This window comes from Planomonospora alba (assembly GCF_039534085.1).
Taxonomy (GTDB): domain Bacteria; phylum Actinomycetota; class Actinomycetes; order Streptosporangiales; family Streptosporangiaceae; genus Planomonospora_B; species Planomonospora_B alba.
In genome coordinates, this window is sequence record NZ_BAAAUT010000013.1 from 89,681 (window position 1) to 115,384 (window position 25,704).

Sequence of the window (25,704 nt, forward strand, 5' to 3'; positions counted from 1 at the left end):
CTCCTTGCGGGATGCTCCTACGGTCTCCGGGTCATCCTACGCGCGAGTAACCAGGTCAGCGATAGTCATCCTCGTCGAGCTCCACCTCGTGGCTCTGCTCCACGACGTCGGCGGGGTTCGCGTCGAGGGGGATCCGGTCGGGCCAGCTCTGCCTGGTGGGGCGCACCTCCTGGTACTGCTCCGCGGCGTCGGCCTCCGGGGTCTCGAGGCCCGTCTCCACGGGCGCCTCCTCGGACACGGTGTCGTCGATCTCCTCGAGGGTGCTCTCGTTCACGTCCATCTCCGACATCGGTCCGTCCTTCCGTCCTCCCGGTGAACACTGGACGCCACCAGCGTACGTCGCCGTCCCCGCCGTGCCCGGCAAGGTTGGGCATCGGATCCGCTGCGGCGGGTATGTGCCTCATTGGTAAGTGTTTCCGCGCGCTTGGGGATTTTTCCGAACATGTGCGCGAAACTCGGAGGAGGGCCGGGACGCCCGGACGGCGGAGGGCGGGGAGGACGCGGGAGGCGGCATGCGGAGCATCTGGAACGGGGCGGTGTCGTTCGGGCTCGTCACGATCCCGATCAGGCTGTACACCGCGACGGAGCAGCGCGGGGTCGCCTTCAACCAGGTGCACCGGGAGGACGGCGGGCGCATCAGGCTCCGCCGCTTCTGCGAGGTCTGCGGCGAGGACGTGCCCTACGCCGAGGTGGCCAAGGGATACCCGCTGCCGGCCGGGGAGACGGTGGTGCTCGACGACGAGGACTTCGAGGAGCTGCCGCTGACGACCGCGCACCGGATCGAGGTCCTCCAGTTCAGCCCCGCCGACCAGATCGACCCCGTCCTGCTGGCCAAGTCCTACTACGTGGAACCCGACCCGGCGGGTGTGAAGCCGTACGTGCTGCTGCGCGACGCGCTGGAGCGGTCGGGGCGGGTGGCGGTCGCGAAGGTGGCGCTGCGGCAGCGCGAGTCGCTGGCGGCGCTGCGGGTCAGGGAGGGGGTCATCGTGATGGAGACCCTGCTCTGGCCGGACGAGGTGCGCCAGGCCCCCGACGCGTTCCTGCAGGACGGGGCGGAGGTCGGGGAGCGGGAGGCCAGGATGGCCGACTCGCTCGTCGAGACCATGAGCGCGGACTTCGACCCGGCCGCGCACCGCGACGCCTACCGCGAGGCGCTGCTGGAGGTCGTGGAGGCGAAGGTGGCCGGGCGGCAGGTCGTCCGGCCGCCCGCCCCGGTCGGGCAGGCCGGTCCCTCGGCCGACCTGATGGCCGTGCTGCGGGCCAGCGTGGACGCGGCCAAGCGCGGCCGGGACGCCGAGGGCGGATCCCGCCGGTCGGCCTCGCCGCGCCGGTCGGCCTGACCGCGCCGGTCCCGCCGACGGGCCCGACCGCGCCGGTCCCAGCCGGTCCCGCGGTCCCCCGGTCCGCGCGGCCCGTACGGTCCCCGGTCCCGCGCCTCCGGCCGCGGTCGCGGGGCGCGCCTTCTCGGACGCGGCGGCGCAGGCCGGACGGCGGCGTTTTCCGGGGACCGTCCCGGTGGATATCGTCCCCGCAGGGAGCGAACCGCAGGAGGAGACATGGGGCAGAGCCCGATCCCGTGCTGGCCCGGCCGGATGGTCGAGCTGGGAGAACGCCGCGTCCACGTGCGCTCGACCCCGTCCGGCCCGGCCGAGACGGCGGTCTACGTGCACGGCCTGGCGGGTTCGGCGACCAACTGGACCGACCTGATGGGCGAGCTGTCCGACGTGGTGACCGGCCACGCGATCGACCTGCCCGGCGCCGGATACTCGCCGGAGCCGCCCGACGGCGACTACTCGATCGCCGCCCACGCCCGGACCGTCGCCGAGTTCATCGAGCGCACCGCCGACCGCCCCGTGCACCTGTTCGGCAACTCCCTCGGCGGCGCCGTCTCGGTACGGCTGGCCGCCACCCGCCCCGACCTGGTGCGCTCGCTCACCCTCGTCTCCCCGGCCCTGCCCGACCTGACCCCCCGGTACGGCCCGGCCCGCGTGGCCCTGTCCACGGTGCCCGTCCTGGGCGAGTGGGCCTTCGACCGGCTCCGCCTGCTCCCGGCCGAGCGCAGGCTCAACGCCACGCTCGGCATGTGCTACGCCGACCTCGGCCGGATCCACCCGGAGCGGCTGCGCGAGGCGGCCGAGGAGCTGCGCCGCCGCGACGCGCTGCCGTACGCCGGGGCCGCGGTGATCAACTCGGCGCGCGGCCTGGTCGCCGAGTACCTCCGGGAGTACTTCCGGCGCGGCGCGGACGGTCTGTGGCGGCAGGCGGCCATGGTCAAGGCCCCCACGCTGGTCATCCACGGCCGCCACGACCGGCTCGTCAACCCGCGTACGGCCGCCCGGGCCGGCCGCACGTTCCCGGACGTGCGCCTGGTGCTGCTGCCCGACGCCGGGCACGTCGCGCAGATGGAGGTGCCGGAAAGGGTGGCCCGCGAGGCCCGCCGTCTGATATGTGAGACGGCGCCCGTCTCGATTGGGGAATGAGCACAGGCCCCGGCTAGGTTGTGAGTGGTGCGCCGACGCCAGCCGTCGGACGCGTTCGTCGAGATCCCCTGCAACGGGAGTGGAACCGTGTCGTTGCCACCGCTGGTAGAGCCGGCAGCCGAGCTGACCGTCGAGGAGGTGCGCCGTTACTCGCGCCACCTCATCATCCCCGACGTGGGCATGGCCGGGCAGAAGCGCCTGAAGAACGCCAAGGTGCTCTGTGTGGGCGCCGGCGGACTGGGGTCCCCGGCACTGATGTATCTCGCCGCCGCGGGTGTCGGCACGCTCGGCGTGATCGACTTCGACGTCGTCGACGAGTCCAACCTGCAGCGCCAGGTCATCCACGGCCAGTCGGACATCGGCCGGCTGAAGGCCGAGAGCGCCGCGGCCACCGTCCGGGAGATCAACCCGCTCATCGACGTGGTCGTGCACAACGTCGCGCTGTCCACCGACAACGTCATGGAGATCTTCTCCCAGTACGACCTGATCCTCGACGGCACCGACAACTTCGCCACCCGCTACATGGTGAACGACGCGGCCGTGCTGCTCGGCAAGCCGTACGTCTGGGGCTCGATCTACCGCTTCGACGGCCAGGCGAGCGTCTTCTGGGCCGAGCACGGCCCCTGCTACCGCTGCCTCTACCCGGAGCCCCCGCCGCCCGGCATGGTGCCCTCCTGCGCCGAGGGCGGCGTGCTCGGCGTGCTGTGCGCCTCGATCGGCTCCATCCAGGTCAACGAGGCCATCAAGCTGCTCACCGGCATCGGCGAGCCGCTGGTCGGCCGTCTGATGATCTACGACGCCCTGGAGATGACCTACCGCTCGGTCAAGGTCCGCAAGGACCCCGAGTGCGTGCTCTGCGGCAAGAACCCGACGGTCACCAGCCTGCTGGACGACTACGAGGCGTTCTGCGGCGCCGTCTCCGCCGAGGCGGCCGAGGCCGCGGCCGGCTCCACCATCACCGCGGCCGAGCTCAAGGAGTGGAAGGACCGCGGCGAGAACATCTACGTGGTCGACGTCCGCGAGCCGAACGAGTACGAGATCGTCTCCATCCCGGGTGCCGTGCTCATCCCCAAGGGCGAGTTCCTCAACGGCTCGGCCCTGGAGAAGCTCCCGCAGGACAAGAAGATCGTGCTGCACTGCAAGTCCGGCGCCCGCTCCGCCGAGTGCCTGGCGATCGTCAAGAACGCCGGCTTCTCCGACGCCGTCCACGTGGGCGGCGGCGTGCTGAGCTGGATCAAGACGGTCGACCCGAGCCTGCCGACCTACTGACCGCCCCGGGCCGCCGGTCCGGGCCCGCGGGCCCGGCCGGTCCCGTACGGCGTGCGCGCCCCGCGGAGCCTCCGCTCCGCGGGGCGTCGCCGTTCTCCGGGGACGTGCCCGCGGGACCGGCGCGCCCGCCCCGCGCGCCGGAGCGAAGGCGTTTGCGCCGAACCGGGGGAGGCATCCGCCCGGCCCGGTTAAGGTCGGGGGCGTGAACGACGTGCCAGGTCGGAGGCGGGGGTGGCCTGTGCTGGTCGCGGCGTCCGCGCTCGCCCTCACCTGCGCGGGCGTGGCCGGGGTGGCCGCCAGCGCCGCGGGCGCCGAGCTCACCCGCGGCCCGAGCGCGGCGGAGCTGGAGCGGGCGGCCGCGGTGGAGGTGGCCCGCCGCTGGCGGGTCTGGCCCGCCGGGAGGATCTTCCCCGAGACCGTGCCCTACCCCGCCGAGCAGGGCGGGACGGAGCGGGCCCGCCGGGTGGGCATCTCCCCGGAGACCTCCTGCGACCGGGCGGTGGACGCCCGGCTGCGCGCGGCCCTGGCGCGGGCGGGCTGCCGGGGGATCCTGCGCGCCACCTACCTCGACGCCCTCCAGGGCGTGGTGTTCACCGTCGGCGTCGCCGCCTTCCCCGACCGGGCCGCCGCCGCCTCGGCCGGGGCCGCGCTGCCCGGCGGCGGGCGCCCCTCTCCGGGGCTGAGGGCACTGGCCTTCCCGGGCACGGTCGCCGACCGGTTCACCCCCGCGGTACGGCAGGCGGGCGCCGCGCGCACGGGCGGGCCGTACCTGGTGATGGTCACCGCCGGGCGGGTCGACGGGCGGCCCGCGAAGGCCGCCGGGCAGCCGCGGCCGACCCTGTACGCCTTCATCGGAGACGTCGCCGACCGGATCCTCGCCGCCCTGTCCACCCCCGCCAGGCCCGACTGCTCCCGCCCGGAGTGGCGGTGCTGAGGCGGGCGGCCGCCGGAGTGTCGGCGGTGCTCGCCGTACTGGCCTGCGGGCTCGCGCCGGCCGCCCCCGCCCGCGCCGACGACGTCCGCGCCCGGCAGCAGGAGGTGCTGCGGACGCTGGGCCTGCCCGCGGCCTGGCGGATCTCCAAGGGGCAGGGCGTGACCGTCGCCGTGCTGGACTCCGGGGTGGACGCCGGCCACCGCGACCTGGCGGGCTCGGTGACCGAGGGCAGGGACTTCACCGCCGGCGCCAACCCGCCGGGCGTGCGGCCGCCGAAGCTGCACGGCACCTACATGGCCTCGCTCATCGCCGGGCACGGGCACGGCCCGGGCGGCCGCGACGGGGTGGTCGGCGTCGCCCCCCGGGCGCGGGTGCTGTCGGTGCGGGTGATCCTCGAGGACGAGGAGCCCGGGTTCCGGGAGTTCAACTCCGCCGGGCGCTACGAGAACGTGGTGGCCCGGGGCATCCGGTACGCCGTGGACCACGGCGCCGACGTGATCAACATGTCGATCTCGAAGGAGCTGGCGACCGCCGAGGAGCGGGCGGCGATCCGCTACGCCGTCTCCCGCGGGGCGGTGCTCGTCGCGGCGGCGGGCAACGAGGGGGCGGCGGGCTCCGGCGGGTACGCGCCCTACTCCTACCCGGCGTCGTTCCCGGGCGTGGTCTCGGTGGCGGCGACCGGCCCGGGCCTGCGCCGGGCCTCCTTCTCCAACGCCAACCCCTCGGTCCTGGTGGCCGCGCCCGGGGTGGACGTCCTCGGCGCGGGGCCCGGCGACGCGTACTGGGTCGGCCGCGGCACCTCCCAGGCGACGGCGCTGGTCTCCGGGGTGGCCGCCCTCATCAAGGCGGAGCACCCGGAGATGTCGCCCGCGCTGGTCGTGCAGGCCCTCACCGCGGGCGCGACCCGCAGGCCCGCGGGCGGCTACGACACCGGCACCGGCTTCGGGGTGGTCAACGCCGCCCGGGCGCTCGCCGAGGCGGCCCGCATCTCCGGGCACACCCACACCGCCGCGGGGGACGGCGCCCACGACCCCGCCCGGCCGCTGGGCGCCGCGGCCGGGCCGGTGCGGGTGGTCCGCCGGGACGGGCGGAGGATCGCGGTCCACGCGGGAGTGGCCGGGGCAGCCGGGCTGGGGGCCCTCGCCTCCCTCGCGGTGATCGCGGTCGCCGCGGGGCGGGGACGGGCGGAGGACCCGTCCGGCGCGGCGCTCGCCCAGGAGCCCGTCCCCGCGTCCTGACCCCCGCCTCCTCGCCCCGGCCCCTTCGGCCCCCTCGGCCCCCGGCCCCTTCGGCCCCCTCGGCCCCCGGCCCCCTCGGCCCCCGGCCTGGAGGCCCGCGGAGGTCTCCGGCGGTCCCGCCCTGACCTTTCCGGGCACCGACCGTGACGACACAAACACGGTCCGGCGATGGGGTGGCGGAAAGGGGGGACGTAGCATCGGAGTATGTCGCAGCCCGGCAGGTCCCAGGAGCCGGACCGGCGCCCGGACACCCCGCCGCCGCCTGCCCGGCGGAGCCGGCCTCCGGCCGGCTCCGGGTTACGGCGCGCCGGGGGGGCGGGGGCCGGTGCCGTGCGGCTCCGGCGCGCGTCCGCGCGTCCCGCCGCCGAGCGGCGCAGCCGGGTCCGCCCCTGGCCGCGGACGTTCCGCGACCGCGTGGCGGCCGCGCCCGCCCGGGAGGCCGCACTGGAGCAGGGCGTGCGGTTCCGCCGCCTCCTGCTGCTGCTGGTGGGGGCGATCCTGGCGATCTCCGCGACCGACGCGCTGACCGGGCTGGTCGGGCTGCTCCGCGAGACCACGGCCCGTCCGCTGACCGAGGCGGAGAAGACGCACTACGTCCAGCAGGACATCGCCCGGCGGTGGCACACCTGGCCCGCGGGCCTGGTCTTCCCGCCGGAGCTGGAGTACGTCGGCCTCGGCCGGGCGCAGCTGTACGCCCGCAGGGTCGGGATCGCCCCGGAGACCACCTGCCGGAGCGGCACGGACGCCGCGGTCGGGGAGGTCCTGGAGGAGCACGGGTGCCGCACGTTCCTGCGCGCCGCCTACGTCGACCAGAGCTCCACGTTCGCGATCACCGTGGGGATCGCCGTCATGGAGGACGCCGAGCGGCGGGTGGCGGCGACCGGGGAGCTGTCGAGCGACGACCGGGTGGGCGTGCGCCCGGTGGCGTTCCGGGGCACCGCCACCGAGCTGTTCGGCGCGGCCCAGCGCCAGCGCAACGCCTGGGTCGGGGTCGGGCCGTACATCGTCTTCTCCACCGCCGGTTACGCCGACGGCCGCACCCGCGACGCGGTCGCGCCGGAGGAGATCACGCACAGCGAGCTGTGGCCGACGGCCCAGGCGGTGGCCGGGCGCATCGCCCACGCGCTGGGCGCCGAGCCCGACGTGCCGCGCTGCACCGAGGGGAACGTGTGCTGAGGCGGCGGGGTCTCCGGGCGCGGAGCGCGCCGGTCGCGGGCCTGCTGGCGGTGCTCGTCGCGTTCTGCGCGGCCCCGGCCGGCGCCGCGGACGTCCGCGAGGACCAGCGCTGGGTGCTGGAGGCCCTCAACGTCGAGGAGGCGTGGAAGACCACCAAGGGCGCGGGGGTCACGGTCGCCCTGGTGGACAGCGCGGTGGACGCGGAGGTCGCCGAGCTGCGGGGCAGGGTCACCGCCGGACCCGCGCTGGGGTCGGACAGGTTCGTGCGGGACTCCACCGGGCGGCGGCACGGCACCGCGATGGCCTCGCTCATCGCCGGGGCGGGCAGGGGCGGAGGCGGCCTGCTCGGGACGGCGCCCGAGGCGCGGATCCTCTCGCTCCCGCTGGCGCTGGACGAGGACCTCCCCGTCACCACCGACGACGACCTGCGCACCGGGAGCGACAGCCCGCTGGCCCGCGCGATCCGCTACGCGACCGACAACGGGGCCGACGTCGTCAGCATGTCGCTGGGTGCCTACGGCCCGCACCGGGGCGAGCGCGAGGCGGTCTCCTATGCCCTGGACCGGGGGGTGGTGCTCGTCGCGGCGGTGGGCAACGACGGCGACGACACGTACGCCGCGCGCGAGGACACCTCCTTCTGGAGCTTCCCGGCCGGATACCCGGGCGTCATCGGCGTGGGGGCGGTCGACCGCTCGGGCAGGCCCGCACCGTTCAGCAGCGACAACCTGTCGGTCATGGTCGCGGCGCCGGGTGTGGACGTGCCGGTGGCGCTGCCCGGCGGCGGGTACGAGCCGTCGGACGGCACCAGCTCGGCCGCCGCGCTGGTGGCCGGGGTCGCCGCGCTCATCAAGGCGGAGCACCCGCAGGCGACGCCGGACGTGGTCGCGCGGGCCCTGACCTCCACGGCGGGCTCCGTCTCCGCCGGTTACGACGAGCACGTGGGGTTCGGCGTGGTGGACGCCGGACGGGCGCTGGCCAGGGCGGGCGAGCTGACGGCCGCCGCGCGCCCGGCCCCGGTGGCGGACGACCACCGCTTCGGCGGGGGGGAGCCCGCCGGGGAGCCGGCCCGGCCGGGCGCCGACCCGCTCCGCCTCTGGCTGTACGGCGCCGGGCTGGCCGGCGGCGTGTTCGCCTTCGCCGGGGCCGTCGTCGTCCTGAGCCGCAGGACCGCACCCCGGTGAGGGAGGGCCGGGTCCGCCGCCGCGCGCCCCGCCGGGGGAGGGCCGCGGAACGCGGGACCGCGTCCTGCCGGGGGAGCCGCGGAGCGGCGGCGCCCGGCCCGGTTCGACGCGTTTAGGACACCGTTCGGGCACTGTTCGGCAGCGGCGGGCCCGATGTCGGCCTTTCCGCGTCCGTGATCCGGTGCGGGTTCGCTAGGGTCGCCCGTCATGGGGTACGAGTTGCGGGTGGAGCGCCCGGCGCCTCTCACCTTCGCGGAGCTGGCGAACGTGCTGGGGCGGGCGGGGTTCGAGTTCCGCGGTTCGCAGGAGGAGGGCGAGGTGCTCGCGCGCCACGGTGACGGGATCCACCCCGTCGCCGTCTGGGACGGCGCGCTGTCCGGTACGCCCGGGTCCGACTGGCAGGTGGCGCAGCTGGTGCGGGTCTCCGCGCTGCTCGGCGCGGAGCTGGTCGGCGAGGACGGCGAGTCCTACACGGTCCGCGACGGCGTCGTCGAGCAGGTGAACGGCGCGGCCTCCCACGAGTTCGGCAGGATCGACGAGATCCTCGCGGCCGGGCCCGCCGTATGGAGCAGCTAGAGCGCCCGGGCCTGCCCTCCCCGTACGCCGAGCGGGTGCTCGATCTGGTCGAGCGCATCCCGCCGGGCAGGGTGATGTCCTACGGCGACGTCGCGGAGTACCTCGGCGAGGGCGGTCCCCGCCAGGTCGGCAGGGTGATGTCCGTCTGGGGCGGAGGCGTCCCCTGGTGGCGCGTCGTGCACGCGGACGGCACCCCGCCCCCCGGCCACGAGCAGCGCTGCCTGGCCGCCTGGCGCGAGGAGGGCACTCCGCTGCGGGGCCCGCGCGCGGACATGCGTCTCGCCCGCTGGGACGGGCGCGGGGAAATTGACAGCGAAGTCGCGGAAAGCGGCGGTTAACCCGGTGTGGCCGGTCCCACTAACATGGCGAGGGACGGACAGCTGTCTGCCCGAAAGGCGGTGCCTTCCCCATGGCCACCGGCGCCTCACCCGCGCGAGCGACCGGCGACCCTGTCGCTGACCGTCTGCGGGTCGTGCAGGATCTCTGCGACCGGGGAGAACCGCTCGACGCGATGATGAGCGCGGTGCTCGCCGAAGGGCTGACCCCGGCGCAGCGCAGGCGGTTCGACGCCGAGGCGCTGGCCGGGCCGCTCGGCACCCGGCTCGACATCGCGGCCAAGCGCGGCGCCGCCCGGCGCCGGGAGTTCGTGACCGCGGTCAAGCCCTACCTGGCCGGCGTGGACCCGCGCGTCAAGCGCGAGCTGCCGGTCGCCCGCAGGCTCGCCTTCCACCTGATCGAGCAGCGCGGCGTGGACGAGCTGGCCGAGGGCGAGGCCCTGCAGAAGCTGGTCACGGCCGCCGCGGAGCCGTCCCGGCGGATCCGCAAGAAGATGCGCTGGTACGCGGACCTGCCGCTCCGCGACGAGCTGCCGGAGTCGCTGTACCGGCTGCGTGCCGCCGACCTCGTCCCGGTGACGCAGGTCGAGGACGTCTCCTGGGTCGACGGGCGGCTGCGGGTCAGCGGCCACGCCTACCTGGCGGGGCTGTCGGTGCGCAGCCGCCGCTTCAACCGCGCCACCGTCGTGCTGCGCGGCCCGCGCTGGCTGCCGCCGGTACGGCTGCGCACCCGCAGGACCCACCACCCGGAGGCCACGCACGGAGCCCGGGAGGCGGGCTGCAACTACGACTGGGCGGGCTTCACCGCCGAGCTGGACCCGCGGGCGCTGCGCTGGCGGGCCGCGCTGCGGGCCGTCGTCCGGGGCGGCAAGCGGCTGCTCCGCCGCCGGGCCACCGTACGCGACACGACCACCTGGCGCGCCGAGATCGTGATCTGGAGCCGGGGCGCCCGCGCGGTCGGCCTGCTCCGCGGTCCCGTCCTCGGCCGCACCGAGCGGCCCTCCGGCCTGGAGGTCCGCCCCCGCTGGTGGGTCCGGCCGGTCTGGACGTCCGACCGCGCCTTCCAGGTGGTGCTGCAGCCCACCCGGGCCGAGCTGACCGGGGTACGGCTGGCCGGCGAGCGGCTGGAGCTGGCGGTGTTCCTGCCGGACCGCCGGTTCACCCGGGGCCAGGCCAGGCTGGACGGGCACCGGGTGGCGGCCGAGTTCACCCCGGTCGAGGGCGGCACGGAGGTCGTCGTGCCGCTGGCCGTGGAGTCGCTGCTGGCCGAGCGGGACGGCGGCCGGCTCTGGATCGAGCCGAAGGGCGACCCGGCGGCCCCGGTCATGCTCGGCCGCGCGGCGGAGAGCCGCACCGTCATCGGCGAGCGGGAGATCACGGTGCTGGGCGACCGGCGCGACCGCGTCATCATCTCCGCGCACCGGATCCGCCCGATCATCTCCTCCGCGGTCTGGGAGCCCGGCGGCGCGCTCGTCCTCGAAGGCTCCTACCCCGCTCCGGGCGGCGGTCCGGAGGGCGGCCCGGCCGAGCTGACGCTCCGCCACCGCAGCGGGCTGCTCCACTCCGTCGCGCTGGAGCGCGACGGCTCCCGCTTCCGGGTGCGCCTGACCCCGGCGGCGATGCCCCGCTTCGGCGAGACCGCCCCGCTGAGCAGCGGAAACTGGAGCATCGCGGTCCGTGAGGCGTCCGGGGAGATCGTCCCGGTCCGGATGGGCCACGCGGCCCTGGCGGCGCTGGACGAGAGCCCGCACACCGTCGCCGGGCGCGAGTACCGGCTGATCTCGACCCGGTTCGACGTGCCGGTGCTGGTGGTGGCCGAGAGCCTGCCCGACGACGAGAAGGGCCCGGGCGGGCTGCACCTGCTCCAGCGCTCCTTCTACCCGGCCCAGCGCGGCCGCGAGCTGACCGACGCGACCGTCTACGTCGCCTACGACGGCCGGCAGTACGAGGGCAACGTCCGCGCGGTCTACGAGGAGCGGGTACGGCGCGGCGACGACCGCGAGCACGTCTGGGTGGTCAAGGACGGCGCGTTCGCGCCGCCGGGGGCGCGGGAGCTCGGCTTCGGCTCGGGGATCACGCCGACCGTGGTCCGGGCGGGCAGCCGGGAGCACTACGAGGTGCTGGCCCGCTCCCGCCACGTGGTGACCAACGGCTTCCTGCCGCCCTGGTTCCGGGCCCGCGAGGACCAGGTGGTCGTGCAGACCTGGCACGGCAGCCCGCTCAAGCGCATGGGCAACGACCTGCCGCACATGTCCCGCGACCCGCGCCCGCCGGCCTGGCACCGGCAGGCGGCCGAGGTGCGCGGCTGGGACCTGCTGGTCTCGCAGAGCCCGTGGGCCACGCCGATCCTGCGCCGGGCCTTCGGCTACCAGGGCGAGGTGCTGGAGAGCGGCTTCCCGCGCAACGACGTGCTGTCCTCCCCCGACCGGCGGGAGCTGGCGGCGCGGGTGCGGGCCCGGCTGGGCGTCCCCGAGGACGTCAAGCTGGTGCTGTACGCGCCGACCTTCCGCGACTACGACCGCAAGAGCAACTCCATCCGGTTCGACCTGGAGAAGGCCCGGCGGGCGATGGGTCCCGGCCACCGCTTCCTGGTCAGGTTCCACTCGATGCAGGCGGCGCCCAACGTGCCGAGGGACCTGGCACTGGATGTCACCACATACCCTGATATGGCCGACCTGCTGCTGGTCGCCGACGTGTTGATCACGGATTACTCGTCCGCCATGTTCGACTTCGCCGCGACCGGCCGGCCGGTGCTCCTGTTCACCTACGACCTGTCGCGCTACTCGGCCAAGCGCGGCCTCTACCTCGACCTGGCGGCCGAGGCCCCCGGACCGCTGCTGTCCACCGGGGCCGAGGTGGTCGAGGCGCTCCGGGACATCGACGCGGTGGCCGCCGAGCACGCCGAGCGCCGGGAGCGTTTCAGGCTCACCTACGCGCCGCGCGACGACGGCAAGGCCACCGCGAGGCTGGTCGACCACGTCTTCGTCTCCTGAGCGAGCCTTCCGCCGGGCCCGCGCCCCCTGAACGTCCGGGGCGCGGGCCCGGCGGCCTCTGTGGAAACCCGGCGTGGATCCGCGGGGTCCGGCCTGAGGGATCCTCCACAGGACTGGCCGACCCGGCACGATCACTGCCCGACATCTGGTGGAATGGCGAGCTGTGAGTGGTCAGGGTTGGCGCCTGGTGCGCCGCGCGGGTGCGGGGGCGGCCGTTGCCCCCGTGCTCGACGAGCACCAGCGGGCGGTGGTGGCCCACGGGAGCGGCCCGCTGCTCGTCCTGGCGGGCCCCGGCACCGGCAAGACCACCACGATCGTGGAGACCGTGGTGGACCGGGTCGAGCGCCGGGGCGTCGACCCCGAGCGGGTGCTCGTCCTGACCTTCAGCCGCAAGGCCGCCGACGAGCTGCGCGAGCGCATCACCGGCCGGATGCGCCGCACCACCCGCACGCCGCTCGCGCTGACCTTCCACAGCTACGCCTACGCGCTGCTGCGCCGCGAGGCCGTCCTGGCCGGCAGGCCCGTGCCCCGCCTGCTCACCGGTCCGGAGCAGCTGCTGGAGATCCGCCGCATGCTCCACGGCGAGCTGGAGGAGGGCGCGCCGCACTGGCCCGACGACATGCGGGAGGCGCTGAAGACCCGGGGCTTCGCCTCCGAGCTGCGCGATTTCCTCGCCCGCGCCGCCGAGCGCGGCCTGGACGGGCCGGAGCTGGTGGAGCTGGGCCGCAGGCACGGCCGCCCCGACTGGGTCGCCGCCGGGCGCTTCGCCGACCGCTACCAGGCGCGCTTCGACCTGGACCCGGAGGAGGTGCTCGACTACCCCGAGGTGATCCGCGAGGCGGCGGCCCTGCTCGCCGACCCCGAGGTGCGGATCCGCGAGCGCTCCGCCTACGACGTCGTCCTGGTGGACGAATACCAGGACACCGACCCCGCCCAGGAGCTCCTGCTCCAGCGGCTCGCGGGGGAGGGGCGCGACCTCATCGCGGTCGGCGACCCCGACCAGTCGATCTACGCCTTCCGGGGCGCGGACGTGCACGGGATCATGGACTTCCCCGACCGGTTCCGCGACGCGCGGGGGGAGAGGGCCCCGGTCATCGCGCTGCGCGTCTGCCGGCGGAGCGGGCCGGGCCTGCTGGCCGCCACCCGGCGCCTGGCCGCCCGGCTGCCCGCAGCCGGAGGCCGGGTGGCCCACCGCGACCTGGTGCCGCTGCCGGACGCCGAGCCCGGGGAGGTCAGGGCCGTGGTGGCCGAGAGCCCCAGCCAGGAGGCCGCGGTCGTCGCCGACACCCTGCGCCGGGCGCACTTGCTCGACGGTGTGCCCTGGGCGCGGATGGCCGTGCTGGTCCGCTCCGCGGCCCGGCAGGTGCCGCTGCTGCGCCGGGCCCTGGTCGCGGCCGGGGTACCGGTCGTCGTCGGCGGCGGCGAGGTGCCGCTGATCCAGGAGCCGGGCGTGCGGCCGCTGATCCGGCTGATCCAGGTGGCGCTCCACCCCGAGCGGCTGGACGAGGGCACCGCCGAGGAGCTGCTGACCGGCGCGCTCGGCGGCACCGACATGATCGGCGTGCGCCGCCTGCGCAGGGCGCTGCGCGTCGCCGAGCACGAGGCGCTGGCGCTTCCCGCGGAGTTCGAGGGCGAGAAGGGCGGGTCCCCCGACCCGGACGGACGCGGCCCGGGCGACGGCGGGGACGCGGCGGACCCGGACGGACGTGGCCCGGGTGACGGCGGGGACGCGGCGGACCCGGAGCCGGGCGGGGCCGGGCGGGAGAGGCCCCGCTCCTCCGGCGAGCTGCTCGTCGCCGCGCTGAAGGACGCCCGGGAGCTGGTCCGGATCGAGCCGCACGTGGCGCTCCCGGCCGAGCGCGTGGCCCGGCTCATCGCCGCCGCCACCGAGGTCGTACGGCGCGGCGGCACCGCCGAGGAGGTGCTCTGGGCCGTCTGGCAGGCCACCGGCCTGGCCGAGCGGTGGAGCGAGCTGAGCGCCGCGGGCGGGCACCGGGGCCGGCAGGCGGACCGCGACCTCGACGCCGTGGTGGCGCTGTTCGACCGCGCGGCCAGGTTCGCCGACCGGCTGCCCCACGCCGGAGTCGAGGTGTTCGTCGAGGACCTCGTGGCCCAGGAGATCCCCGGCGACTCGCTGGCCGCGCGGGCGCCCGAGGGCGACGCGGTCCGCATCATGACCGCCCACCGGTCCAAGGGACTGGAGTGGGACGTGGTGGTCGTCGCCGGGGTCCAGGAGGGCGTCTGGCCCGACCTGCGGCTGCGCGGCACCGTTCTGAGCACCGACGACATGGTCGCCCGCGCGGGCGGCTCCGAGCACGAGAACCCCGCCGCGGTCGCCGCGGCGCTCGCCTCCCAGATGCTGTCGGAGGAGCGCCGCCTGTTCTACGTGGCGGCGACCCGGGCCCGGCGCAGGCTCGTCGTCACCGCCGTGGGCGGGGACGACGTCGAGGAGCGGCCGTCGCGGTTCCTGTCCGAGCTGGTGCCCGGCGCGGGCGAGGAGCCGACCGTCGACGAGCGATCCCGCTGGCTGAGCATGCCCGCCCTGGTGGCGGACCTGCGCGCGGCGGTGTGCGACGCGAGCAGGCCCGAGCCGCTGCGCCGGCTCGCCGCCGCGCACCTGGCCAGGCTCTCCGCCGCCGGCGTCTCCGGCGCCCACCCGGACGAGTGGTACGCCCTCACCCCCATCTCCGACGACCGCCCGCTCGGCTGGCCCGACGACACCGTGCGGATCTCCCCCTCGGCCGTGGAGAGCTTCACCAAGTGCGGCCTGCGCTGGCTGCTGGAGACCTCGGTGGGCGCCGGCGGCACGGACGCGGCCCGGGGCCTGGGCACGGTCGTGCACGCGCTGGCCGTGCTCGCCGCCGACGGCATGCCGACCGAGGAGACCCTCGCCAAGCGGTTGGACGAGGTCTGGCACGAGCTGGACTTCGGCGGCGTCTGGTACAACCGCAAGCAGCGCAAGGTCGCCGAGGAGATGATCGGCAAGTTCGTCCGCTGGCACCGGGAGAACCCCCGGGAGCTGGTCGCGACCGAGGAGTCCTTCGTCGCGACGGTCTCCGAGGGGGTCCAGATCAAGGGCCGGGTGGACCGGATCGAGCGCGACGAGCAGGGCCGGGCCGTGATCATCGACATCAAGACCGGCGGTGCCAAGCCCTCCGAGGCGGACCTCGACCGCCACCCGCAGCTCGGCGTCTACCAGCTGGCCGCGCTGCTCGGCGCCTTCCGGAGGCACGGCCTGACCGAGCCCGGCGGCGCCGCCCTGGTGCAGCTCGGCAAGGCGGCGGGCAAGCAGCAGGCGCGCGAGCAGATCCAGCGGCCGCTGTCGGAGGACCCGGATCCCGGCTGGGCCCGCGACATGGTGGACACCGTCGCGCTGGGCATGTCGGGCCCCTTCTTCCAGGCCAGGGTGAACGACGGCTGCCGCACCTGCGCCGCCCGGTCGAGCTGCCCGGTCAACGACGGCGGGGGGCAGGTGTGCTGAGCGCGGCCCGCCTCGCCGAGGTCCTGGGCGTCCTGCCGCCCACCCCGGAGCAGGCCGCGGTGATCGAGGCCGGGCTGGAGCCGATGGTGGTGGTCGCCGGGGCCGGGTCCGGCAAGAGCGAGACCATGGCCGGGAGGGTGGTCTGGCTGGTCGCCAACGGCCTGGTCCGGCCCGAGCAGGTCCTCGGACTGACCTTCACCCGCAAGGCCGCCGGCGAGCTGTCCCACCGCGTCCGCGAGCGGCTGGGCGCGCTGGCCGGCACGGTCCCCGCCGACCTGCTGGCGGGTGAGCCGACCATCTCGACCTACCACGCCTACGCCGCCCGGTTGGTCACCGAGCACGCCCTGCGCGAGGCGCTGGAGCCCACCATGCGGCTGATCACGCCCGCCGTCGCCTGGCAGCTGGCCGGGCAGGTGGTCAGCGCCTACGACGGGCCGATGGGGGAGATCGAGTGGGGGCCGGCCACCGTCACCCGCGCGGTGCTGGAGCTGGCCGGTGAGCTGGCCGAGCACCTGCGCACCCCGCAGGACGTGCGGGAGGTGGGCGCCTGGCTCGCCGAGCGGTACGGCGAGCTGCCCGGCAGGACGGTCGCCGCCCAGCGCAGGGTCCTGGAGACCCAGCGGGTCCGGGAGCGGCTGCTGCCGCTGGTGGAGGCCTACGGCCGGCTCAAGCGGGCCCGCGAGGTCGTCGACCACGGCGACCAGATGGCGCTGGCCGCGAAGATCGCCTCCGGGCATCCCGAGGTCGGCGAGCTCGAACGGAGCCGGTTCGCCGTCGTCCTGCTGGACGAGTACCAGGACACCAGCCACGCCCAGCTCGTGCTGCTCCGCTCCCTGTTCGGCGGCGGCCACCCGGTGACCGCCGTCGGCGATCCCTGCCAGTCGATCTACGGCTGGCGCGGCGCCTCGGCGGGCAACCTCACCCGCTTCCCGAGCGACTTCCGCACCGCCTCCGGCGAGCCCGCGCCGGTCCGGCAGCTGTCGGTCAGCTTCCGCAACGGGGACGCGGTCCTCGACGTCGCCGCCCGGATCCAGCTCCCGCTCCGGATCCAGGCCCGGGAGGTGCCGGTGCTCGTCCCCGGCGGGAACCGCGTCGAGCGCGGCCGGGTGGTCTGCGCCTTCCACGAGACCGCCGACGACGAGGCCGCCTGGATCGCCGAGCGGATCCACCGGCTGCTGGGCACCGAGTCCGCGCCCGACGGCCTGCCCTGGGGGGAGGGCGAGCGCAAGCGGGCCAAGCAGAGCGTGTGGGGCGGCCCGCAGTGCCTGCAGCCGCACGACGTGGCGATCCTGGCCCGCAAGCGCTCGCAGTTCCCCGCGCTCCGCCGGGCCCTGGAGGAGCGCGGCATCCCGGTCGAGGTGGTCGGCCTGGGCGGCCTGCTGACCGTGCCCGAGGTCGCCGACATCGTGGCCACCCTGCGCGTGCTGTACGACCCGTCGGCCGGGGACGCCCTGGTCCGGCTGCTGTCGGGCCCCCGCTGGCGGATCGGCCCCGCCGACCTGAAGGAGCTGGGAGAGCGGGCCCGCGAGCTGAACCGGGAGACCCGCGAGGGCGGCTCCCCGGTGGCGGACCCGCTGGACCAGGTGGTCGCGGAGCTGGCCGAGGAGCGCGGCAGCCTGGTCGACGCGCTGGACGAGCTGCCCGACCGCCCCGAGTGGCAGGACCTGTTCTCGCCGGTGGCGCGGGTGCGGCTGGTCGCCATGGCCCAGGAGCTGCGCTCCCTGCGCGCCCGCGCGGGCCAGCCGCTCCCCGATCTGATCATGGAGATCGAGCGCCGCCTCGGCCTCGACATCGAGGTGGCGGCCCGGCACGGGGGCGCCGGGACGTTCGCCGCCCGGGCCGACCTCGACGCCTTCCTCGACGCGGCCTCCCGCTTCGCGGGCGACTCCGAGGACCCGACGCTGGGCGCGTTCCTGGCCTTCCTCAAGGCGGCCGACGAGGAGGAGAACGGGCTGGACGCCGGGAGGGTCGGCGAGAGCAACAGCGTGAAGCTGATGACCGTGCACGCCTCCAAGGGGCTGGAGTGGCCGGTCGTCGTGGTGCCGGGGATGTCGCAGGCGCTCTCCTCGACGGGCGGGCTGACCACCGGAACGATCTTCCCGGCCCGCCCGGTGGTCAGCCCGCGCTGGACGGAGAACCCGCGGCGGCTGCCGTACCCGCTCCGCGGCGACGCCTCCGACCTGCCCCGGCTGACCGGGCTCACCAGGGAGGAGCTCGCCGAGTTCGACGAGGGCTGCCGCGAGCGCGACCTGATGGAGGAGCGGCGGCTCGCCTACGTCGCGGTGACCCGCGCCCACTACCTGCTGATCGCCTCGGGCTACCGGTGGGGCAGCGCGGCCAAGCCCCTGACGCCGTCGGACTTCCTGTTGGAGATCCGCGACACCTGCGGGCAGGTGGCCACCTGGGCGACGGAGGCCGGCGGGAGCACGGCCAACCCCCTGCTGGCCGAGCCCGCCGAGCGGACCTGGCCCACCGTCGACGACGCCCGGTACGCGGCGGCGCTGGACGGCGCGCTGCTGGTCGAGGAGGCCCTCGCGGCCCTCGCCGCGGGGGAGGCCGGGGACGCCGGCGCCGCGGAGGCGGGCGGCCCGGCGGAGGTCAGGGAGGCCCGGGAGGGCAGGGAGAGCACGGAGGGCTGGGAGGACCGGGAGGACCGCCTGCCGGCGGAGCTGCGCGGCTGGGACCGCGACCGCGCCAGGGCCTGGGAGCGGGACACCGAGCTCCTGCTGCGCGAGCGGGAGCGGAGTCGGCGGCGCGGCGGCCGCCTGGTCGAGCTGCCCGCGCACCTGACGGTCTCGTCGCTGGTCACCCTGGCCGCCGATCCGGCGGCCCTGGCCCGGGAGATCCGCCGCCCGGTGCCGAAGAAGCCCGCGCCGCTGGCCCGCCGCGGCACCTCCTTCCACCAGTGGCTGGAGTCCCGCTGGGGCCAGCAGCGCCTCCTCGACGAGTTCGAGCTGCCCGGCGCCGGGGACGAGGCGGAGGAGGCCGACACCCGGCTGGCCGAGCTCCAGCGGAGATTCGAGGAGAGCGAGTGGGCGGGCCGGGAGCCGCTCGACGTCGAGGTCCCGTTCGAGACGGTGATCGGCGACCGGGTCGTCCGCGGCCGGATGGACGCCGTCTTCCAGAGCCCCGACGGCCGCTACGAGGTGGTCGACTGGAAGACCGGCAGCCGCCCCGCCGGCCGGGCGGCGGCCGCCGCCTCCGTCCAGCTCGCCGCCTACCGGCTGGCCTGGTCCCAGCTGGCCGGCGTGCCCCTGGACCAGGTCGGCGCCGCCTTCCACTACGTCCGCCTGGGCGAGACGGTCCGCCCGGTGGACCTCCTCGACGAGCGCGGCCTGGTCGCGCTCATCGAGTCGGTCCCCGCCGCCGGCTGACGGCGGCCCGCCGCGCCCGGCCGCTCAGCCGGACAGCGCGGCGGCGTCGATCGGGAGGCCGAACGGCTCCGGCAGCTCCAGCGTGCCGCCGCTGTGCACGGCGGCCGCCTTCGGGTACGGCTCCCGCTCGCCGGACCGGGTGGGGTCCTCGACCGGCTCGCTCATCAGCGTGGCCTTCTCCGGCCCGGTCGTCGGATCGACGATCAGGTGGAGCGGTCCCCACGCATTCCGCCGCCGACCCTGTCACCGCCTTCCACGCGGCGTGACGGACCGCCGCCGACCGGGCGCAGGTAGTGGAAGCCCGGCTTCGGGTGCATGAGGAAGTCGTGGTGGGAGATGTTCCAGGCGTAGGCCCCGGCCATCGCGAACTCCACCACGTCCCCCGGCTCCAGCCGGGCCGGCACGGCGCGGGCCAGCACGTCCTTCGGCGTGCAGAGTTGGCCGACGATCGTGACCGGCTCACCCGCCTCGCCCGGGCCGCCCCCGGAGGTCCAGGCGGCCAGCGGCTGGTCGTGGCCCTTGGTGGCCGGGGTCCGCAGATGGTGGGTGCCCCCGGCGACGACCGCGAACAGCGTGCCGTGGACACGCTTGACGTCGATCACCCGGGTGACGTAGCGCCCGCAGTAGACGGTCAGCGCCCGCCCCGGCTCGATCCGCAGCACCGTGGCCCCGGCGTCCCCGGCGTCCCCGAAGAGCTCGCGGCGGAGCCCGGCCAGGCCCGCGCCGTACGCCTTCCAGTCGAAGCGCGCGCCCGGGTCGGCGTACGACACGCCCATGCCCCCGCCCAGGTTGACCTCGGCCGCGCCGAGCCCGCGCGCGTACTCCAGCACGGCCCGCGCCAGCTCCAGCAGGCGGGGCGCGTCCAGTCCGCTCGCCAGGTGGGCGTGCACGCCGCGCCAGCGCACCCGGTCCTGGCCCGCGAGCAGGCCGAGGCACTCGGCGACCCCGTCGGGGTCCATGCCGAACGGGGTCGCGCCACCGCCCATGGCCAGCGAGGCGCCCGCCACCGGGACGTCCAGGTTGACGCGGAGCAGGACGTCGGCCGGGCGCCCGGAGGCGAGCAGCCGGCGCAGCTCGCCGGGGCTCTCCACGTGCAGCCGGTCGACGTCGGAGGCCAGCTCGGCGTCGGTCTTGCCCGGACCGCCCAGCGCGACCGGCACGCCGGGGAACAGCGCCCGCACGTGCGCCAGCTCTCCGCCCGAGGCGACCTCGAAGCCGTCCACGTACCGGGCGAGCACCCGCAGCAGCTCCGGGTCGGGGTTGGCCTTGACCGCGTAGTGCAGCTCGATCCCGTCCAGCGCCGCCCGCACCCCCGCCAGGTGGGCGTCCAGCTCCCCCAGGTCGTACACGTACGCCGGCAGGTCCGCGGGGATCACCGGGCACCCGCCGCGTGCACGCGCGGGGAGGCGTCCGGCGCCGGGCCGGCCGACGGGTCCGCCGACGGGAACGCCAGCGGGTTGGCCACCGGGACGTAGCCCGCCGCGCGGTCCGCCGCCCGCGACCACCGGACCGCCAGGTTGGCCTTGGCCGGCAGCGACGCGCCCGTCAGCAGGTCAGCGAGCGGCGGCGGCCACCCCCGCGCCGCGGCGTAGCCGGCCAGGACCCGCCCGGCCACCGCCCACAGCCCGTGCACCGGCCCGGTCCCGGCCAGCGCGGCGGCGATCTCCGCGAGGTGGTTGACGACCAGGCAGTAGACGACCCGGTTCCAGCCGCTGTCCGCGTCGTAGGTGAGCGCCTCGGCGACCCGGGAGGGCAGGGCCGACAGGTCGTGGCGGCCGGCGACGAGCTTGGTGCCCTCCAGGTCGCGGAAGACGGCCCGCACCGGTGTCCCGGAGCCGTCCACGCCGACCAGGACGTTCTGCAGGTGGGGCTCCAGGACCACGCCGTGGGCGAGGTAGGCCTCCAGCACCGGCGGCGCGACGCACTCCACGTAGGCCCGCCACCAGCGCACCGGGTCGGCCGCGGCGGCCGGGGGGAGCGGGGCCGCGGCGAGGGCGCCGCCGAGCAGCGGGGTCACCCCGGGACCGCAGACCCGCAGGGGGCTCTCCCGGACGATCACGCTCAGCCCCTCCAGGAGCCGGGTGCCGAGGCCCGCCGAGCGGTAACCGGGCTCGGGGAGCCAGCGGGTGCCGGGGAACTCCTCGGCCAGCCGCCGGAACACGGGCTCCAGGCGCGTGGTCAGCTCCACCGCCCCGGCCAGCTCGTACCAGGAGTTCTTCCGGACGCAGTTGGTGATCCGCACGTCCAGGCTGAACTTCAGGCACCGGTCGATCTCCGGCGCGTAGACCGTGCGGACCGAGGAGGTGGGGACCGCGGGGCGGGAGCCGTACCCCAGGTCGACGAGGCGCCCGTCGGCCAGCGGCGCGGCCAGTTCGGCGGCGAGCAGGTCGAGCTGCCAGGGGTGCGCGGGCAGCAGCGCGTAGCCGGGCGGCGCCTCGCCCAGGGCGTCCAGGACCGCCGTCTGTCCGGCCCCGGCCAGCACGTCGGAGCGGACGCCGAGCAGCCGGAGCGGGAAGCTCGCGTGCGCCTCCGGCGCGTACGCGAGCCAGTCCGCGCGGCCGGTCGCGGCCTCCCCCGCACCGGTCGCCGTGCCGATTCCGGTCGCCGTGCCGGTCTCGGTCGCCGCACCGGTCGCCGTGCCGCCTCCGGGGCCGCCCGCCGGGCCGCCGCGGGCCTTCGGGCTGGGGTGGAACGGGTGCCCGAAGACCAGCGCCTGCTCGGAGGCCAGCCACGGGTCGGCCGGGGCGGCGGCGGGCCGCCGGGCCGCCAGCAGCGCCGCCATGGCCCTCCTGCTGGAGCCCACCTGGGCGGCGAACTCCTCCTCGCCGCCGCCCAGCTCGGCCTCCACCAGGCGGACGAGCCGGGTGGAGGAGAGCGGCCGCCAGCGGCCGTCGTGGCGCCATTCGGCGGGGCCGGTGAAGCGCAGCGCGAGCCCCCCGTGCGTCCGCACCCGCAGCAGGGTGCCCGCCAGGCGGAGCAGCGTGTACGGCCCGTCGCGCCAGGTCTGCCCGCGCGGTCCGGCCACCTCCCGCAGGGCGCAGCGCAGCAGCGCGGCCAGCGTCGCCTCCTCGGCGGCGACGGCTGTGTCGGATATATCGGCTGTGTCGGTGGCGCCGGAGGAGCCGGGAACGAGGCCGTTCATGGGGTCCCTTGCGTGATCACGGGCCGGATGGCCGCGGGAGGATGACGGAGGTAGTTGGGGCCGCTGGCGCCGTAGAACTTGTTCACGTCGCGCGCGCCGGTGCGCGCCTTGTCCACCAGCGTCCCGGCGGTGACCATCGACTTGCCGACGAGCCGGGCGGCGTCGATGGTCCTGGCCCGCAGCAGCCGGGCCATCGGGTCCTCGCCGTACGGCTCCAGCGCCTCGGCGAGCGTGTCCCGCAGCAGCCGGGCGGCCCGCGCGGGCGGCAGCGCCCCGAAGACCGGCGCGGCGGCGGCCAGGTGCAGGGTGATGGTCACGAACACGTCGGCGAGCGCGTGCGGGTCGTCGGTCAGCATGCGCTCGTCGGTGAAGTCCGGCACGGCGATCCCCGCGTCCCGCAGCCGCCCCGGTGAGGCCAGCAGGCCGTCGTTGTCCTTGACCAGCAGCCGGAGCGGGCGGCCGTCGAGCACGAGCGAGAGGTTCTGCTGATGGGCCTCCAGCGCGACGCCGTACCGGACGAAGAGCCGCACGCCGGTGGCGAACAGCAGGCGCAGGTACTCGGTCAGCAGCGCCTCCACGGCCTCCGCCGGCCCTGCGGCTCCCACGGCCCCGCCGCCTCCGCCGTGCCGCCGCGCGGCGAGCGCCTCGGCGACCGTGCCGCCGCCGGGCAGCGGCGCGAGCAGCGCGGCGACCGGGACGAGCTCGCCCGGCGGGAGGCGGCGGGCCAGCCAGCCCAGGTACTCGTGCCCGGCGTGGGCGTAGCTCTGCTCGTCGGCCAGCAGGATGCCGGGACCGGCGATCTCGCGCAGCAGCAGCTCGGCCCGCGCCCCGTCGGCCAGCGTCCCCGGCTTGATCGAGCGCCGGTTGCGCAGGCCCAGCGTGCTGGTGGGCAGGGGCAGTTTCAGATGCGTGCGCGCACCGGCGGCGACCGTGCGCATGGACAGCGTGGGCCGGACGGTCAGGTACGGCTCCGGCGCCGGGACCGCCCACGGGATCCGCCGGACCACCGGCAGCGCCAGCGGGTGCACCGGGAACAGCACGTGCGTGTCCGTGAGCTCCGCGGCCAGCCCGACCCGGGACGGGTCCGGGGCCTGCGCCGGCGGTGCCCCGGTCACCCGCTCGCGGGGCACGGCCGCCCAGCGCAGCTCGAAGCTCGGCGCGAACTCCGGCGCGTACGCCGCCAGTTCCTCCTCCGAGAGCCCGGCCCGGCAGCGGGCCGTCGGGTACACCGGGTGGTCGACGAACGCGGCCAGCGCCTCGTAGCGCAGGTTCACGCCGCCGGGGTCGTCGCGGCCGCCGGGGGCGCCGTGGCCGGCCGCGGGCCCGTCCAGGGGCGGCCCGGCCGCGCGGCGGAACAGGCGGGCGAGCACCTCCTCGCGGCGGGCGTCGTGCAGTTCGAGGGCGCGCAGCGCCTCGTGGCACTCCCGGGCGAAGGCCTCGACCCCGGGGGCGTCGGCCGGGTGCGCGACCGCCCGCAGCGCGCCGAGCACCTCCACCAGGCGCAGGACCTCCTCCGGTGCCACCGTGAAGTCCTGGAACGGCGAGCCCGGCACCAGCCGGACGAGGCGCCCGCCCGGCAGGCCGAGGGCCACGCCGTTCCTGCTCCTGGTCACCCGCCCGGACAGGCCGCCGTAGTCCTCGCGCAGCAGCGCGTCCAGGACCCGGGCCGCGAGATACGGCTCCCGGCCCCCGGCGAGGCGTTCGGCGATCACGAGACCACCCACGGGTCGGCGGCGGTGAAGTCCGTGACGGCCCGGTCCACGCTCGCCCGGTCGGGCCCGATGGCGCGGACGATGCCGAGGTAGTCGCGGTTCGTGTGGCTGCGGTCGACGCGGTCGCCCACCGCGCGCAGCGGCCGGTGCCACAGCCGCACCGGGGCGCCGGGGGCGGGCTCGGCCGTGCGGGGGGCCCGCGTCACGGTCCCCGACCGCTCCGCCACCAGGCTCAGGGCGGTCCCGTGCCCGGCGGCGCGGTCCGGGCCGAGGTCCTCCGGCAGGTCCCGCCCGAGGTGCACGCCGAGGATCAGCTCGAAGAGCGGGACGCCGAGCAGGTCGGCGAGCAGGAAGTCGCAGTGGTCGCCGATCACCCGGTAGTTGACCTCGACGATCCGCGGCCCGGCCGCCGTCATCACGTACTCGGTGTGGCAGGCGCCGAAGCCCGCGCCCAGCGCGGACAGGGCCCGCAGCACGTGCTCGGCCCCGGGCGGCGGCGCCCAGTCCAGGCGTTCCTCCACGAAGTGCGGGAGCGGGCCCAGGGTGGTCCGGAATCCGCCGAGCACCCGGACGGTCCGGCCGTCGCCCAGGGTCTCCAGCGTGTGCAGCGGGCCGTCGAGGTACTCCTCGGCGACCAGGGACTCGCCCGGCCGCCGCGCGCGGATCCCCCGTACGGCCTCCGCCAGCTCCGCGGCGTCCCGGACCAGCACCACGTCCTCGCTGGCCACGCCCTGGCTCGGCTTGACCACCGCGGGCAGCGGCACGTCCGCGGCGGGGACCGGCCCGTCCGGCGCCAGCCGCAGGGAGCGGACGGTCTCGACCCCGGCCGAGGCCAGCCGGCGCCGGGTGAGCGCCTTGTTCTTGGCCGCGACGCACGCCCGCCAGTCCTTGGCGGGCAGGTCGAAGTAGGCGGCGGCCAGCGCGGTCTCGGCCTGGATGTGGTCGGAGTTGGAGAAGACGGCGGCGGGCGGGTGGTGGTGCGCGATGACGTCGATCACCGCCCGGGCGTCGCGCACGTCGCAGGCGAGCGTCTCGACGCCGGCCGCGGCGTACTGCCCGGGCCGGTCGGTCAGGATCGTGACCTCGCAGCCCAGCGCGCGGGCGGCGGGCAGGAAACCGTCGGTGACGGAGTCGGTCGGTTTGAGCGCGGTGAGGTACAGCCGCAATGCGGACCCCCGATATCAGGTAAGGCTAACCTAACCAGCAGCATCCTAGCCGGATGGAGATCATCATGTGGCGGGAGCGGGCAATCGCGGCGCATGTCCCGTTCGCGGAAGATGAGAGCCTTCTCATCAGCGTCTCACCTCGCTCTCCTGGGGCGCCGCCTACGGTGGACATCATGAGCCGTACTTCCGCCGCCGTCATCCTGGCCGGGGCGCTCGCCGCCGTGGCCGCGATGGCCGGCGCGCTGGCGCTGGCCGGTGGCGGCGCCCCCGACCTGGGGCCCGCGGTCGTGGTCGACCGCGGCTCCGGCACGGGCCCCGGCGGTGCCGGGCCGACGGCCTCCCCGCGGGCGCCGGACGCCTCCGGGACGGGCACCGCCGCGCCGGACGGCACCGTACCGGACGGCTCCACGGCCGGCGGTCCCGGATCCGGCGCCGCCGCGCCGGACGGCCCGGCGGACCGGCCCGCGGCGACGGGCTCCCCGGACCCGGGGGCCTCCCCGGCGCGGCCCTCCGGCAACGCGTCGGCCTCCCCGCAGCGGCGGGCCGAGCGGGTGCAGCCCCCGCCCCCCGTGCCGGGGGACGGCGACGACGATGACGACGACGGCGGAGACGACGACGGCGATGACTGAGACGGCGATGACCGAGAC

At 76.3% G+C, this 25,704-nt stretch carries 19 protein-coding genes; 13 read left to right on the forward strand and 6 right to left on the reverse strand.

The features are described from left to right. Positions 1–55: 55 nt before the first annotated feature. A complete protein-coding gene (locus tag ABD823_RS10210) occupies positions 56–289 on the reverse strand; it encodes a hypothetical protein (RefSeq protein WP_344858195.1) in 234 nt (77 codons plus the stop codon). A gap of 223 nt (positions 290–512) precedes the next feature. Between ABD823_RS10210 and ku the strand changes: the two genes are divergently transcribed. From ku to ABD823_RS10270, 12 genes are all read left to right on the forward strand, one after another. After that, positions 513–1,340 (forward strand): non-homologous end joining protein Ku, encoded by an 828-nt coding sequence (ku, locus tag ABD823_RS10215; protein WP_344858197.1) that lies wholly within the window; start codon positions 513–515, stop codon positions 1,338–1,340. A 216-nt stretch (positions 1,341–1,556) separates the two neighbouring features. After that, positions 1,557–2,480, forward strand: coding sequence for an alpha/beta fold hydrolase (locus tag ABD823_RS10220; protein ID WP_344858199.1), 924 nt, complete (start codon positions 1,557–1,559; stop codon positions 2,478–2,480). Between the two features lie 87 nt (positions 2,481–2,567). Continuing rightward, on the forward strand, positions 2,568–3,749 hold the full coding sequence (moeZ, locus tag ABD823_RS10225) for an adenylyltransferase/sulfurtransferase MoeZ (protein WP_344858274.1): 1,182 nt from the start codon (positions 2,568–2,570) through the stop codon (positions 3,747–3,749). A 202-nt stretch (positions 3,750–3,951) separates the two neighbouring features. After that, positions 3,952–4,683 (forward strand): hypothetical protein, encoded by a 732-nt coding sequence (locus ABD823_RS10230; protein WP_344858201.1) that lies wholly within the window; start codon positions 3,952–3,954, stop codon positions 4,681–4,683. Further along, a complete protein-coding gene (locus ABD823_RS10235; protein ID WP_344858203.1) occupies positions 4,677–5,921 on the forward strand; it encodes a S8 family serine peptidase in 1,245 nt (414 codons plus the stop codon). Before ABD823_RS10230 ends, ABD823_RS10235 begins: the two co-directional genes overlap by 7 nt. A 330-nt stretch (positions 5,922–6,251) precedes the next feature. Continuing rightward, positions 6,252–7,097, forward strand: a complete 846-nt coding sequence (locus ABD823_RS10240; protein WP_344858205.1) for a hypothetical protein — start codon at positions 6,252–6,254, stop codon at positions 7,095–7,097. Beyond that, positions 7,091–8,278 carry a S8 family serine peptidase gene (locus ABD823_RS10245; protein ID WP_344858207.1) on the forward strand — a complete coding sequence of 396 codons (1,188 nt, stop codon included), beginning with the start codon at positions 7,091–7,093 and terminating at the stop codon, positions 8,276–8,278. Before ABD823_RS10240 ends, ABD823_RS10245 begins: the two co-directional genes overlap by 7 nt. Before the next feature lie 207 nt (positions 8,279–8,485). Next, positions 8,486–8,854: a hypothetical protein gene (locus ABD823_RS10250; protein ID WP_344858209.1), complete on the forward strand. Its 369-nt coding sequence runs from the start codon at positions 8,486–8,488 to the stop codon at positions 8,852–8,854. Further along, positions 8,842–9,192 carry an MGMT family protein gene (locus ABD823_RS10255; protein WP_344858210.1) on the forward strand — a complete coding sequence of 117 codons (351 nt, stop codon included), beginning with the start codon at positions 8,842–8,844 and terminating at the stop codon, positions 9,190–9,192. Before ABD823_RS10250 ends, ABD823_RS10255 begins: the two co-directional genes overlap by 13 nt. A gap of 134 nt (positions 9,193–9,326) precedes the next feature. Then, positions 9,327–12,182: a CDP-glycerol glycerophosphotransferase family protein gene (locus ABD823_RS10260; protein WP_344858212.1), complete on the forward strand. Its 2,856-nt coding sequence runs from the start codon at positions 9,327–9,329 to the stop codon at positions 12,180–12,182. A gap of 163 nt (positions 12,183–12,345) precedes the next feature. After that, the gene (locus ABD823_RS10265; RefSeq protein WP_344858214.1) at positions 12,346–15,663 is read left to right on the forward strand and encodes an ATP-dependent helicase; all 3,318 of its coding nucleotides are present in this window, start codon (positions 12,346–12,348) and stop codon (positions 15,661–15,663) included. After that, positions 15,657–19,037 carry an ATP-dependent helicase gene (locus tag ABD823_RS10270; protein ID WP_344858216.1) on the forward strand — a complete coding sequence of 1,127 codons (3,381 nt, stop codon included), beginning with the start codon at positions 15,657–15,659 and terminating at the stop codon, positions 19,035–19,037. The genes ABD823_RS10265 and ABD823_RS10270 overlap by 7 nt, the downstream gene beginning before the upstream one ends. A 24-nt stretch (positions 19,038–19,061) precedes the next feature. Here ABD823_RS10270 and ABD823_RS10275 read toward each other — a convergent pair whose 3' ends face one another. Genes ABD823_RS10275 through ABD823_RS10295 form a run of 5 tightly spaced genes read right to left on the reverse strand, consistent with a single transcriptional unit; the run spans position 19,062 to position 25,057 of the window. Then, positions 19,062–19,202, reverse strand: coding sequence for a hypothetical protein (locus ABD823_RS10275; protein WP_344858218.1), 141 nt, complete (start codon positions 19,200–19,202; stop codon positions 19,062–19,064). A gap of 38 nt (positions 19,203–19,240) precedes the next feature. After that, positions 19,241–20,413 carry an alanine racemase gene (locus ABD823_RS10280; protein WP_344858220.1) on the reverse strand — a complete coding sequence of 391 codons (1,173 nt, stop codon included), beginning with the start codon at positions 20,411–20,413 and terminating at the stop codon, positions 19,241–19,243. Further along, on the reverse strand, positions 20,410–22,179 hold the full coding sequence (locus ABD823_RS10285) for an IucA/IucC family protein (protein ID WP_344858222.1): 1,770 nt from the start codon (positions 22,177–22,179) through the stop codon (positions 20,410–20,412). The genes ABD823_RS10280 and ABD823_RS10285 overlap by 4 nt, the downstream gene beginning before the upstream one ends. Further along, positions 22,176–23,891, reverse strand: a complete 1,716-nt coding sequence (locus ABD823_RS10290; RefSeq protein ID WP_344858223.1) for an IucA/IucC family protein — start codon at positions 23,889–23,891, stop codon at positions 22,176–22,178. The genes ABD823_RS10285 and ABD823_RS10290 overlap by 4 nt, the downstream gene beginning before the upstream one ends. Beyond that, on the reverse strand, positions 23,888–25,057 hold the full coding sequence (locus ABD823_RS10295; protein ID WP_344858225.1) for an ATP-grasp domain-containing protein: 1,170 nt from the start codon (positions 25,055–25,057) through the stop codon (positions 23,888–23,890). The genes ABD823_RS10290 and ABD823_RS10295 overlap by 4 nt, the downstream gene beginning before the upstream one ends. 173 nt (positions 25,058–25,230) lie before the next feature. On the opposite strand from ABD823_RS10295, the gene ABD823_RS10300 reads away from it, so the two are divergent. Beyond that, positions 25,231–25,686: a hypothetical protein gene (locus ABD823_RS10300; RefSeq protein ID WP_344858227.1), complete on the forward strand. Its 456-nt coding sequence runs from the start codon at positions 25,231–25,233 to the stop codon at positions 25,684–25,686. Positions 25,687–25,704 lie beyond the last annotated feature (18 nt).

What these genes read in the sequence shown, in the direction of transcription:
- ABD823_RS10210 (WP_344858195.1), bottom strand. Translation starts at nt 289, where the DNA reads ATGTCGGAGATGGACGTGAACGAGAGCACCCTCGAGGAGATCGACGAC.
- ku (WP_344858197.1), top strand. Translation starts at nt 513, where the DNA reads ATGCGGAGCATCTGGAACGGGGCGGTGTCGTTCGGGCTCGTCACGATC.
- ABD823_RS10220 (WP_344858199.1), top strand. Translation starts at nt 1,557, where the DNA reads ATGGGGCAGAGCCCGATCCCGTGCTGGCCCGGCCGGATGGTCGAGCTG.
- ABD823_RS10250 (WP_344858209.1), top strand. Translation starts at nt 8,486, where the DNA reads ATGGGGTACGAGTTGCGGGTGGAGCGCCCGGCGCCTCTCACCTTCGCG.
- ABD823_RS10255 (WP_344858210.1), top strand. Translation starts at nt 8,842, where the DNA reads ATGGAGCAGCTAGAGCGCCCGGGCCTGCCCTCCCCGTACGCCGAGCGG.
- ABD823_RS10275 (WP_344858218.1), bottom strand. Translation starts at nt 19,202, where the DNA reads ATGAGCGAGCCGGTCGAGGACCCCACCCGGTCCGGCGAGCGGGAGCCG.
- ABD823_RS10285 (WP_344858222.1), bottom strand. Translation starts at nt 22,179, where the DNA reads ATGAACGGCCTCGTTCCCGGCTCCTCCGGCGCCACCGACACAGCCGAT.
- ABD823_RS10300 (WP_344858227.1), top strand. Translation starts at nt 25,231, where the DNA reads ATGAGCCGTACTTCCGCCGCCGTCATCCTGGCCGGGGCGCTCGCCGCC.